The sequence below is a fragment of the Marinomonas flavescens genome, assembly GCF_004352835.1.
GTDB classification, from domain to species: Bacteria; Pseudomonadota; Gammaproteobacteria; order Pseudomonadales; family Marinomonadaceae; genus Marinomonas; species Marinomonas flavescens.
Genome location: NZ_SJSB01000001.1, coordinates 264491 through 276443, shown reverse-complemented (window position 1 = coordinate 276443; position 11953 = coordinate 264491). Strand labels below are relative to the sequence as shown.

General features: G+C 43.3%; 10 protein-coding genes. 5 read left to right on the top strand and 5 right to left on the bottom strand.

Going from position 1 to position 11953, the window contains the following annotated elements; genetic code table 11:
- Position 1: 1 nt before the first annotated feature.
- The 3 genes from E0D70_RS01220 to E0D70_RS01210 form a co-directional block, all read right to left on the bottom strand.
- On the bottom strand, positions 2 to 913 hold the full coding sequence (locus tag E0D70_RS01220; RefSeq protein ID WP_133010435.1) for a ribokinase: 912 nt from the start codon (positions 911 to 913) through the stop codon (positions 2 to 4).
- Between the two features lie 259 nt (positions 914 to 1172).
- Positions 1173 to 2402, bottom strand: coding sequence for an argininosuccinate synthase (locus E0D70_RS01215; RefSeq protein WP_133010434.1), 1230 nt, complete (start codon positions 2400 to 2402; stop codon positions 1173 to 1175).
- A 193-nt stretch (positions 2403 to 2595) separates the two neighbouring features.
- Positions 2596 to 3483 (bottom strand): OmpA family protein, encoded by an 888-nt coding sequence (locus tag E0D70_RS01210; protein WP_133010433.1) that lies wholly within the window; start codon positions 3481 to 3483, stop codon positions 2596 to 2598.
- Positions 3484 to 3577: 94 nt separating this feature from the next.
- Here E0D70_RS01210 and rnt point away from each other — a divergent pair, with 94 nt between their 5' ends.
- From rnt to E0D70_RS01190, 4 genes are all read left to right on the top strand, one after another.
- On the top strand, positions 3578 to 4246 hold the full coding sequence (rnt, locus tag E0D70_RS01205) for a ribonuclease T (protein ID WP_133010432.1): 669 nt from the start codon (positions 3578 to 3580) through the stop codon (positions 4244 to 4246).
- A gap of 182 nt (positions 4247 to 4428) precedes the next feature.
- Positions 4429 to 4833, top strand: a complete 405-nt coding sequence (locus E0D70_RS01200; RefSeq protein WP_133010431.1) for a YbaN family protein — start codon at positions 4429 to 4431, stop codon at positions 4831 to 4833.
- Between the two features lie 19 nt (positions 4834 to 4852).
- Positions 4853 to 8104 carry a DUF748 domain-containing protein gene (locus tag E0D70_RS01195; protein WP_133010430.1) on the top strand — a complete coding sequence of 1084 codons (3252 nt, stop codon included), beginning with the start codon at positions 4853 to 4855 and terminating at the stop codon, positions 8102 to 8104.
- 297 nt (positions 8105 to 8401) lie between these two features.
- Positions 8402 to 8665 carry an HP1242/YdcH family protein gene (locus E0D70_RS01190; protein WP_133010429.1) on the top strand — a complete coding sequence of 88 codons (264 nt, stop codon included), beginning with the start codon at positions 8402 to 8404 and terminating at the stop codon, positions 8663 to 8665.
- 113 nt (positions 8666 to 8778) lie between these two features.
- Here E0D70_RS01190 and E0D70_RS01185 read toward each other — a convergent pair whose 3' ends face one another.
- Positions 8779 to 9162, bottom strand: a complete 384-nt coding sequence (locus tag E0D70_RS01185; RefSeq protein ID WP_133010428.1) for a nuclear transport factor 2 family protein — start codon at positions 9160 to 9162, stop codon at positions 8779 to 8781.
- Between the two features lie 60 nt (positions 9163 to 9222).
- Complete coding sequence (locus tag E0D70_RS01180; RefSeq protein ID WP_240536922.1) at positions 9223 to 10938, bottom strand: FAD-dependent oxidoreductase; 1716 nt, start codon at positions 10936 to 10938, stop codon at positions 9223 to 9225.
- A 242-nt stretch (positions 10939 to 11180) separates the two neighbouring features.
- Between E0D70_RS01180 and E0D70_RS01175 the strand changes: the two genes are divergently transcribed.
- Complete coding sequence (locus tag E0D70_RS01175) at positions 11181 to 11921, top strand: polyamine aminopropyltransferase (RefSeq protein ID WP_133010427.1); 741 nt, start codon at positions 11181 to 11183, stop codon at positions 11919 to 11921.
- Positions 11922 to 11953: the final 32 nt, after the last annotated feature.

The following is an 11953-nucleotide window of genomic DNA, read 5'->3' as shown; positions in this document are numbered from 1 at the left end:
ACTAAGCCTGTTTGGCTAAAAATTCGGTAACGTCAGCACTGCTTGGTATTGCGGAGGCTGCACCCATTTTGGTCACACAAAGCGCAGATGCCGCACAGGCACGCTTCAGTGCGACTGTCATGTCTTCGTTATTCATTAATGAAGACAGACAATAACCAATAAAGGTATCCCCTGCTGCCGTGGTATCTACCGCCTCAACAGAGAAGGCTTCAACAAAAAGACTCTCCATTCGCTGACTCGCTTCTTGCTTTGGAAAATAACGAACGCCCGCTTTACCCAAGGTCATCAATACGGACAAAACTGGGTACGCCGTAGGCAATGTTTGACTGGCGGTGTCAATATCTGCGACGCCAAGCAAATCCATGGCCTCTACTTCATTGACGATCAGCAAATCCACCGACGGTAATACTTTTTTTGTTAGATCTGCGTCCATCGGTGCGGGATTAAATGCCACTTTCAAACCGTGCGCTTGCGCCTGTTTCATAGTGTATTCAATTTGATTGGTTTCGTTTTGCAACAACACCCAATCTCCTGCAGTGGCTTGAGCTAATACCGCATCCACTTGCGCTTGTGTGAGCGCATGGTTGGCCCCTTGAAACAAGATAATTGCGTTTTCTGCTTCTGTATTGAGCTGGATAATGGCATGACCCGTTGGTACATCAAGCTTGGCAATTAAATCCGTATTCACCCCAAGAGATGCCAGTTGATCCAACACCGCCTGATCGCTGCGATGTATCGCGCCAACGTGCTTAACATCGGCACCCGCTTTGGCCAAAGCAACCGATTGGTTAGCGCCCTTGCCACCCAGCAAACACTGATAGTTTTGCGACGCCATGGTTTCACCCGGACGGACAAAATGATCCACTTGATAAAGGTGATCTAAATTAATCGAACCAACATTATAAATTGTCATAATTACTCTTCTTTTAAGCTAACGCTCACACGACTCATACCAGGCCGCTTCTGCGCTCTCAAAAATACACTAATGATCTGAATTTAGGGTGAAGAAAAATAGAAACGACAGCATGAAAACCCAAGCTTCAATCAAAACATTTTTTTCAGTCTTTTCAAATAGAAAAATACCTGACCGATCGTAAAAACTTCTTTGAAAAGATAAAAAAAACGCCTCATCTGATTAAAAATGAGGCGTTTTTTAGAATACTAAGACGCGATTACTTTTTGTCTAAAAAGCTACGGCCTTTTTGAGCAGCAATACGCATACGCAATGCATTCAACTTAATGAAACCCGCTGCGTCTTTTTGATCGTAAGCACCGGCATCGTCTTCAAAAGTCGCAATCGAGCTATCGAACAAGCTGTTTGGAGACTGACGGCCAACAACGGTAATGTTGCCTTTGTACAATTTAAGGCGAACCGTACCGCTTACGTAAGTTTGAGACGCATCGATCATAGCTTGCATCATACGACGCTCTTCAGACCACCAAAAACCGTTGTAGATGATTTTAGCGTAACGCGGCATCATCTCATCTTTCAAATGCATCGCTTCACGATCCAAAGTGATAGATTCAATCGCGCGATGCGCTTTCATCATGATAGAACCACCCGGTGTTTCGTAACAGCCACGAGCTTTCATACCAACAAAACGGTTTTCTACGATGTCTACACGGCCAATGCCGTTTGCGCCGCCTATCTTGTTCAATGTTTCCAAGATAGTTGCTGGTGACATGGCTTCGCCATTAATAGAGATTGGGTCGCCTTTTTCGTAGCCGATTTCGATGTAAGTTGCTTCGTTTGGCGCATCTTCTGGAGATACAGACCAACGCCACATGTCGTCTTCTGGCTCTGTCCACGGATCTTCTAACTGATCACCTTCAAAAGAGATGTGCAGTAAGTTTGCATCCATAGAATAAGGAGATTTTTTCTTCTTCGTTGAGAAATCAACAGGAATATTGTGTTCTGCACAGTACGCCATTAAGGTTTCACGGGACGTTAAATCCCATTCACGCCAAGGAGCGATCACTTTCACGCCAGGTTTAAGCGCGTAAGCACCCAACTCAAAACGTACTTGGTCGTTACCTTTACCGGTTGCCCCATGCGAAATAGCATCTGCACCGGTTTCGTTTGCGATTTCGATCAAGCGTTTCGCAATCAAAGGACGAGCAATAGACGTACCTAAAAGGTATTCGCCTTCATAAATAGTGTTAGCGCGGAACATTGGGAATACGAAGTCACGAACAAACTCTTCGCGTAAATCTTCGATGTAGATTTCCTTAATACCCAACGCTTGAGCTTTCGCGCGAGCTGGTTCAACCTCTTCACCCTGACCCAAATCAGCGGTAAAGGTAACCACTTCACAATTATACTCTTCTTGAAGCCACTTCACGATTACGGAAGTATCCAGGCCGCCAGAATAGGCAAGCACTACCTTCTTCACGTCAGACATTATCTCTATTCTCCTCAACGAGATCGCGCTCCCACACCAATGCTTTGAAACCATTACATGGCGGCGCAAATAAATTAAAAAAAGGGGCGCTTAGTTTAAGATTTCGACTCTTTCATAGCAAGCAAAAAGCCCCTGACCATGTGGATAATTACATGATTACAGGGGCTCTGGATGATTTTTTAAAAACTTATCGTTAATTATCTTTTAATTTCTCTAGGCGAATCGTTACTCGCCGATTTCGATTTCGACCTTGCTTTGAATTATTGCTCACCGCTGGGTAGCGATCCCCATGATATCGGGAAATGATTTTATTAACCGGTACGCCTTTCTGTAGAAGATAAGCGGTTACCTTTTCTGCGCGTTCTTTAGACAACTCTCGGTTATCTCGACGTGAACCAATATTATCTGAGTGACCATCAATATAAATGTACTGAACCGTCGGATCATTAGAAACATACAAAGCCACTAAATCTAAACGATGCTTGATACCTTCTGTTAAATCCGTGTGACCAGACTGAAATAAAGCCGCTGTACGCGCAATCTGATCGTAATTAACAGGCAATAAAGAAGCTAAGCAACGACGAAATTCATTGTAAGCAGGTGCAAAATTAATGTTCGATAAGCTTACCTCAACGGTTTCTCGACGATTTTCCCATGCCGTTCCAGCAACCGCTGGTTGACGACCACTGTCTAAACTAGACAGCATTCGCTCTGCAACACTACCGCCGACTTCTACCGTTAAGCCATATCCCGGATACGGAAGAATATCGAGCGTTTCCGGCTTCACACCAGGAGACCAGCTTGCCGCTTGAGAAATGATATAAACCTGACCGGGACCTAACTTTTCATTTTCTGGTTTCAAAACAAATTTCATCGGTTCGCCCGCTTCTTTAATGAAGTGGCCTTCCCCATAATTGGGCACTGGGTGCGTCAAACTACAGGAAAATATATTTCCTGATAAAAGCCATTTTGAATCCGTTATATCCGATTGATAATGGATCAACGCGCTCGCCTGACTCGCAGGCAATAAAATCCCTAAGGCAAAAAAAGTATGAATTAGCAGTTGTCGGGTAATTCCCATTTAGAGATCTCGTTCAAGCATTATCAAGTGTGTTATCATCCGATTCTATCTACCCCGTCATTCTTGAGTAAATGGCAGAATTAAGGACCTTCTTTTGTCAAACCATGAAATCAAAGATCGATTCCGAGGCTTCCTACCGATTGTTATCGACGTAGAAACCGCAGGCTTTAATCAAAAAACCGATGCATTGTTAGAAATCGCAGCAAGTATTCTAAGAATGGATGAAAATGGCGAGCTTTTCATCCATGAAACTCTCGAATTTTTAGTTAAACCTTTCGAGGGAGCGAATCTTGAAAAAGCCGCCTTAGATTTTACCGGCATAGACCCTTTTGATCCAGAGAGAGCACATATTGATGAAGGTGAAGTACTCACCCAAATTTTCACTAAAGTACGTAAAGAACTTAAGTCTGTAGGCTGTAAACGTGCCATTTTAGTGGGACACAACGCCGCATTCGACCATGGCTTTTTAAATGCGGCTATCGAACGTGCCGATATAAAACGCAATCCCTTTCATCCTTTTTCAAGCTTTGATACTGCAAGCTTAGCAGGGTTGATTTTTGGTCAAACGGTTCTCGCTAAAGCCTGTGAAGCGGCCGCTATACCATTTAATAACGCTGAAGCGCATTCTGCAAAATATGACACGGAAAAAACCGCCGAATTATTTTGTGAAATGGTCAATCGCTTGAAACGTCTTGGTGGATGGCCGCTTGTCGAACCAGAAATGGAAGACTCAATGGAGGCCATTTTTAATGCTGGAAAATAACTCCGCCATTAAATGCCAATAAAATCTGAGCAGGAGCTTTTATGGACAAAAGCCCCTGCTTGATAACCTTTAAAATTCAGCTATTTGTAACGTCTAGTAAGCAAAATGCAAAGCGTCTAGCAATAGCAACCAAAGCAACGTTAGAATAATTTTTAACGTGACGTAAAATCATGGGCGATTATATGCAATGGAAACGAGTTTCTTTCATCATTTTAGGATGGCTCTCGCTCATTACCGGTATTATTGGCATTTTTCTTCCTTTACTACCGACTACACCACTCGTATTACTCGCTGCTTGGTGTTTCTCTAAGTCTTCTGTTCGTTTTCACCAATGGCTCATTGGTCACAAATATTTTGGCCCCATCATAAGTGATTGGCAGTCTTCTGATGGGATTCCTAAACGCACTAGAAACCGCGCGATAATCTTTATGTGGCTAGGGATGGGCATCTCTATGATTATCGTTGGACGATTCTGGGCTACTATTAGCTTAATAACGATAGGGGCCGCCGTAAGTACTTATTTATTACGTATGCCTACACGATCAGAACCTGAGAAAGTCCCTACAAAACACAAAGAAAATAGCTAATACATAGGCAACTAATAACATGAAAAAACCTTGGCGCAACTACCTTATTATCCCAAGTATGACCTTGTTTGTTGTTATTGCGGGCTCTTGGTTACTCACTCCCTTCGTGGCCAAACATTACTTAGTCAAGTACTTTGCTTCACAAGGTGAAGAAGCCAGTATATCCAGCCTGTCTGTTGATTTTTTCCCACCAAAAGTCACGCTAAAAAAACTGAATGTACTCTCTAATAAACACAAAACACTGGCTCTCAATACACTATCTATTGGCATAGAAGCCTTTCCTTTGTTTACCAAAACCATTCATTTCACCAACGCAGAAATTGATGGCCTAACTCTGGATGTGAAACAGAAAGAGAATTCATGGATTATTGCAGGCATTGACTTATCTCAGTACCAAGCAACAGACAATAGCAGCGCTAAAAAAGAAAGTAGCCAAGAAAAGGTCGTCGATACTTCCACTCCTTGGTCAGTAAAACTTCCAACATTTCGCTTTACGAACAGTACAGTTGAGCTATCACGACAACTAAAAGAACAAGCCAACCCTCAGCAAGATACATTAACGCTTAACACTCTCGCCATTGATGACCTCTATGGTAAAGGGCTTAATTGGAACGGCACCGTATCCATTAATGTACTCGTCAATGCGGCACAACTTGATATTGCCAGTAAGTTTGACTATTCCCCTAATGCTTCTACCGTAAGCCTCACCTTGAACAAAAATAGAATACCCATCGAAGATCTTTCTCATTTTCTGCCGGCGCCTTATAACCAAGGTACTGGGGTGTTGTCTGTTGATGGCAAACTAGCCCTATCAATGAAGGTGAACGATAAGGTTTCCTACTTTGCTCTAAATAATTCGACGCTTAATATAGGCGCTGAGAATCTAGACCTGCCCCTACAAAAGACAATGTCTGCAGGCACAAAAAATACCACTCTGAAGCTTTCCGATGTAACGGCCACTTACAACACAAACCAAGTACTGGATGCGACTGGAACACTGCAAGCATCCAGCCAAGACAGTACTTTTAGTCAAGGCCAAAATAAAACAACTTACCAAGCATTAGACATCTATTCGGCCATCGATATTAAACATCAAAACAATACAAACGACCTTAAAAGTAATAAAACAGACATCACGCTAAAAGGCGCTAATGTACTGCAAGATGGCAATACGGCAAGCCTTGGTAACTTTCAGCTAACACTGAATGATTTACTCGCAACACTCAGTAACGACAATCAAAGTATTGCGCTTAAAAGCGGCATTCAAATCAAGATAAACGAGTTAGCAGCACAATTGCCTGAAGACCAAAAAGCGGCGCTAAAAAGTGCGTCTCTTTCATTACCATTAACGTTTAGCAAAGATCAATCTGGGCTATCTGCAACACTGCCTAAAACCGATTTTTCAGTAAATGGTTTATCATTAGCGCTAACTTCCTTAATACTAGAAAATGACAGCACATCCGTTCAGCTAAACAATTTAACGGCCAAGCAAGCACCCGATAAGCAAGTATCACTATCGGCCGATAGCACGATAACCAGTACTAACTTGTCAGCCCAACAAGCTGACAACAAAGTGAATTACCAATCTCTCATCTGGTCAAATTCACTTTCAGCCACCCAAAATAATGACACTATATCGCTCAAGAACGCACTATTTGACTTAGCGATAAAAAAACTGGATGTTGATAAAAAAGGGACCATACATTCGTCTTTAGCAGACGCCCACATTACAGCAAAAAATATCAATGTTGATTTAGATGGCGACAAAGCCCCTAAAGTGGCAGGGACTGACATTAATATTTTAACCCAAGGAATGGACAGTAAATTAACGCCAAATAAGCGCGCGGCTTCTTGGGAAAGTGCAAACATCCATGATTTATCAATGACTCAACAAGGGGACCTCTTTGCGACGGAGCTAAGCAAATTATCGATCAAAAACCTTGTTCTTTCTGCTCCTATTAACGATAAGAAAAGCCTACCACCGCTAACAACGGTTGGTGAAATAGACGTTAATACTGTAAAAGCAAACCAAGATGGTGCCAATATAAAAAGCATCATGACCAAAGATGTAAAAGGAAATGTATTCTTAGGCAAAGATAGACAAATTGAGAACCTTGTATTCATCGATGCCAACAAACAAACATCACCCACAGCGCCTTCAGCTCAAACCTCTATACCAAAGGCAAAAGATGCTGATAATGCTATTGCCAACACGCCGAATGCCGCAAAAGCCCCGGCATTCAAAGCACCTTATTATATTATTCTTAACGCCTATGATTTAACGGGAAAATCCAGCGTATACATTGAAGACAACGGCGTGAAACCGGCATTAAAACGCACGCTAGACATTACAAAACTATCGCTCAGAAACCTTAATACAAAAGACGCTAAGCAAGCCACCACCCTTAGCATTGGCGTAAAAAATGGCAAATACACCACACTTAATGGTGATGTAGAAATCTGGCCAATGGCTGATGAACTCACTATGAAAAGTGAGTTGAAAGTGTCCCAAGCAGACCTCCCACCTTACTCACCTTATGTCGCCAGTGCGTTAGGTTACCAAATTGACTCAGGACAATTAAATCTAGACCTAAAACTTCATGCTAACAAAGGAGATATAAACGGCAATGCTCACTTAGTATTGAAACAGTTTGACCTAGGCGGCTCCTACGAAAGTAGCAGCGCCATCAAATCCGGCATCATTCCACTCAATCTTGCAGTCAGTGCTTTAAAAGACAGCGACAATAATATTGATTTGGATATTCCTCTGTCAGGAAACATAGATAGCCCTTCGTTTGGTTGGGGAGACTTCCTTTTCATTCCGGTTAAAAAAGCCCTGTTTAGTGCGTCGAGCACCTACTTGCTGCAGACCTTTATACCTTATGCCAACGTCATTACCATTGCCCGGTATGCAGGCGACCAACTGTTGAAAGTACGTGTTGAACCACTGATTTATCCACCAAAAGAGACCAAAATTGACGACAAACAAAGTACTTTCTTAAAACAACTTGTCGCTCTCATGAAAGATAAGAAACAAAGTGAATTGAAAATATGTGGTGTGGCAAGCTACCTTGATCTTGGCTTAGAAAAACCACCCGCTACTATCAATGATAAAACCAGAGAAGCAGCGAACGCTTTAGCGGACAAAAGAGCACAAAATTTAAAAGACTACCTAGTGTCTCAAAATATAAACTCATCACGTCTTTTTGTTTGTTCACCTGAGCTTGATTTCTCAACAAAAAGTCAGCCTCGTGTTGATCTTAATTTCTAACAGTAGAGAAAATAAGAGTAAGCCTGCTCATTCATTCGAGTAGGTTTACTCATCCCCAAGCCCTGATAGGCCGTCAACATTCAGTAAAACCTGCCATCAAATAACTAAATCCCCTGCATCTAATCATTAGTTGATTGCTTTTCATCCCTATGACGCCATAACTTAATTGAGCACATAAATTTAGTTTTGAAAAATTCGACGGCACTCGTCAATAGACAAGCAAAGCTTGATACACATCAAGCAAACATTTGACCGAGTAAAGTACTCTAGTAATAGAATATAAATAAGGAGAAAAGCATGCCTATCGAGAACCATACCTTAGTAAATGAGCTTCCAGAATTAAAAGATGAAATTCATCAGCTTAGAATGTCAGACGCACACTTCAAAAAGCTTTCTGATGAGTACAACTTCCTAACCAGTGAAGTTGAAAAGATGGAAAAAGAAATTATTCTTACCAGCACACCTGAAGAAGAAGAGTTTAAAAAGCGTCGTCTACTACTTAAAGACACACTAGTGGAATATATTAAAGCCAATACTGAACAGAAAACTGAATCCGTATAAACAATACGATCGCTGTTTTCATTCAAATAAAAAGCAATGCTTAAACCGCATTGCTTTTTATTTACCGAACAGACCCATTTATCTATTAAACGCTCACAGTATTGATAGACAATTTAATACATAGTGTTGTCGTTTTTACTTTCAGTAGGCACTAACTGAATAGAATCCCAGTGCTCTACGATCTTTCCATTTCCGTCAAACCGAAAGAAATCCATAGTGACGTATTCTTCATTACCGGGCCACGTTTGACGAGTATGCAATGACACTAGATCGTCTTCTGCTATGGTCCGTAAAAACACAATACTTTTCTCTGGGTAATCCCGTGCCATTTCAGAGAAGTAATCAATAAAGGCTTGTTTACCGTCTCCCACTACAGGATTGTGTTGAATGTACTCATTCCCAACATAGGCGGCTACGGCTTTCTCAGGCTCGCCTAAATAAGCGGTTTTATAAAATGCAATTGCGTTTGCTTTGTTCGCTTCTAGATCTTGACTCATACATATTCACCTATTCATTGCTTTGTCTTTATTTTCTACTTAAGCGATTTTCTACTTAAGTTATTTTCTACTGAGGCAACGACCTCTCGGCTCATTGCCCTCATGAAGTACCGTCTCTGAATGCAGGAACTCAGCGGCTTCAGCGGAGCCTTTTACCTTCACCGCACTCCGCGCCAGCATTTCAGCTTCAAACTCAGTTAGAACGCTTTTTCTGACGCCTGACTCTTTCCAATCAGTATAAGGTCCGCACCCTTTTGTTATTGCGCGAGCCAAAGCCAAAGCATCTAACAATGCCTGATTTGCCCCTTGCCCTTTAAAAGGACTCATCGGATGCGCGGCATCGCCGATCAAGGTAACCTTGTCTGCGTTCGCTAGCCATTCAGGCGTTAACAAAGCACGATCGTACACCGGATAACCCGACACTAACGCCGCTTTTGTCGCGGACACAATTTGTGGAATCGGGGCGTGCCACTGAACTCTACGCAACGCCTCTTCTTTCAACGCTTGCACGCCTTGAGCACTCAAGGTTTTCGCCGCCTCTTCCGTCATTGGAAAACTAAGCTGCCACATCACAGAGTCCGATGAATAAGGCATAATATAAATACGCTCATTGCCATTGGCTGTTTGAAATACGGTAGCAGAATCCAACAACTCGCTCTCAATACCGCCTAAATCACGCAGCGGACAAATGCCTAAAATTACAATACAACCCAAATAACGCAACGGTGCAGCGTCTTCAGGAATCAACAACTTACGCACCGAACTGCGAATGCCATCCGCACCGACCACAAGATCCGCCTGCGTATGCTTAACGCCACCAGCCACTTGAAAAGTCAGCGCCACACCAGAGTCACCCTCTTGCAAATCAACCAACTGATGCCCCCAATGAACCCTCTCATCGCCGCCCAACTGATTCAGCAAAGCCAAACGCAGCGCCTGTCGCGCGATGTGGACATTCGTCCGTTTTGGCGAGTCATCTTTAACAGCAAGCTCAGCGGACGCTAACCACTTTCGCATCCCCCACTCTGCAACGACCTTACCTTCTGGGGTATGCACCAAATGCCGAGTCGACACCACCCCTTCCTGCAAAGAAAACAACCCAAAACCTTCCATCGCTTTGCTCGCTTGCTGCAGGGTCAAACCATACCCTTGAGAGCGCGCATCAAAACCATCATCACGCTCATAAAGCGTAAAAGGAATACCACGATGCAAACAAGCCACCGCCAACGCCACACCACCGATGCCACCACCGACAATCGCCACATGAGGGTAGCTTTCTGGCGCTTCAACAGGGGGATCCATTGCGCGGATCAAACCTGACCCAGCACAATCTACGCAGTCATCCAAATGCCCCTTAGGACGCTCAGGCGCCACCCCTTCACCACCATTACGCTCAAATTCCACCAAGGCACTTTGATACTGTAACCGCACCTTTTTACGCAATCGACGGCTCTTCTTACCCCGCCCCTGACAATGCGGACACACCACCCAATAAACTTCTTCTGCTTGCAAATTATTCACTACTTTCTTCAACCATCCAACAATCAACACATCGTAGGCCAGCATGAACAGAGGCACAACCAGAAACTGACAACAACCTTGACCTTGCCCTGGCACTTGGCTCTGGTTCTGACCTTGCTCTCCCCCTGCCAAGGGGGAGCTGGAGGGGGTGTTTTTTGGGTCTTTTCGCTCTGAAAGCGGTGCTTGTGTAGAGTATCGGACGTTTCTTGTTCTTCCATTTGCTTGCGCCTGTCTCGTACCTCGACGCGTCAACACAAATGCAAAACAAGAACCTCTCACACTAATTGTGCAGGAGGGGGGTTTTGCACTAGCACTAGCAATTTAACTAGGACAGGCACCAATTTAACTAGGACAGGCACTGTTAGAATTTAATCAGGACAGGCACCGTTAGAACCTAGTTAAATACGGTAAAGCACTCAGTCCGTATCAATGAATTACTTTTCCTTCTACGTAATCAGTATAATGCCAGTCAAATCATCATTTTAGGACCCTATGCCATGCCTCCATTGTTCGAAGAACTTGATAGCCAAGATTCACCTTTAGGTGAGATTTCTCTGCGCAGACGACAAATTCCTGCCTTTGGCGACCGCGACATCTATGAAGTAAAACTGGGCGAAGAGTTTCTTATGTCGAGCATGTTCGTCGAGGCAGAAGAAGCTTTATCGACACTGGGACTAGAGCAAGTCAAAGGCGATAACTTAAGCGTCGTCGTAGGTGGCTTAGGTTTAGGCTACACCGCGGTTGCAGCGTTAAAGGACGAACGAATCTCAGAATTATTGGTTGTCGACGCGCTTAATACTGTCATCAGTTGGCACCAAAAAGAATTGGTTCCACTCGGTAAAATCCTTAATGCAGACAAACGTAACCGCTACATCTTAGGTAGCTTCTTTGACTTAGCAACTGATCCAAGCAACGGATTTGATCCTAACTGTGCGGGTAAAAAATTCGACGCTATTTTATTAGACATCGACCACTCTCCAACTGAATACCTGAACCCAGCTAATGCTGGCTTTTATACTACTGAAAATCTAACGCGCATGGCTGCACAACTAAAACCCAATGGCGTCTTCGCTATGTGGTCACAAAACCCACCAGAAGCGAACTTCGAAGCTTTGCTAAGCACCGTATTTGAAAGCGTCAACTCTCACCTAGTTTCTTTCTACAACCCATTTCAAGGCAAAGACTCAACCAATTCAGTCTATGTTTGTGTAAAGGCTAACGCCCAAACTGACATCTAAAATACACACAATCAAAAGATAAAAAACACGAC

Bases quoted from the DNA above. Each gene is read 5' to 3' on its own strand.
- E0D70_RS01220 (WP_133010435.1), bottom strand. From the start codon at position 913: ATGACAATTTATAATGTTGGTTCGATTAATTTAGATCACCTTTATCAA.
- E0D70_RS01215 (WP_133010434.1), bottom strand. From the start codon at position 2,402: ATGTCTGACGTGAAGAAGGTAGTGCTTGCCTATTCTGGCGGCCTGGAT.
- E0D70_RS01210 (WP_133010433.1), bottom strand. From the start codon at position 3,483: ATGGGAATTACCCGACAACTGCTAATTCATACTTTTTTTGCCTTAGGG.
- E0D70_RS01200 (WP_133010431.1), top strand. From the start codon at position 4,429: ATGCAATGGAAACGAGTTTCTTTCATCATTTTAGGATGGCTCTCGCTC.
- E0D70_RS01195 (WP_133010430.1), top strand. From the start codon at position 4,853: ATGAAAAAACCTTGGCGCAACTACCTTATTATCCCAAGTATGACCTTG.
- E0D70_RS01190 (WP_133010429.1), top strand. From the start codon at position 8,402: ATGCCTATCGAGAACCATACCTTAGTAAATGAGCTTCCAGAATTAAAA.
- E0D70_RS01185 (WP_133010428.1), bottom strand. From the start codon at position 9,162: ATGAGTCAAGATCTAGAAGCGAACAAAGCAAACGCAATTGCATTTTAT.
- E0D70_RS01175 (WP_133010427.1), top strand. From the start codon at position 11,181: ATGCCTCCATTGTTCGAAGAACTTGATAGCCAAGATTCACCTTTAGGT.